Annotated in this window: 1 pseudogene; it reads left to right on the top strand. The window is 69.4% G+C overall.

Annotation, left to right across the window (positions count from 1 at the left end):
- Positions 1-255: pseudogene (locus C7I36_RS17020) on the top strand (formate dehydrogenase); the annotation flags it as partial.

Below are 255 nucleotides of genomic sequence, written 5' to 3' on the forward strand. Positions count from 1 at the left end.
TCGGCGTCACCGATCCGGTGTCGCTGGCGGACTACCGGGCGCTGGGCGGCTTCGACGGCCTGGAAAAAGCTATCCACCGCACGCCCCAGCAACTGGTGGACACGGTCAAGGCCTCGGGCCTGCGCGGCCGGGGCGGGGCGGCCTTTCCCACCGGCATCAAGTGGCAGACGGTGCTGGACGCCAAAGGCGCGCAGAAATACATCGTCTGCAACGCCGACGAGGGCGACTCCGGCACCTTCGCCGACCGGCTGGTGA

This window comes from Zobellella taiwanensis (genome assembly GCF_003012795.1).
Taxonomy (GTDB): domain Bacteria; phylum Pseudomonadota; class Gammaproteobacteria; order Enterobacterales; family Aeromonadaceae; genus Oceanimonas; species Oceanimonas taiwanensis.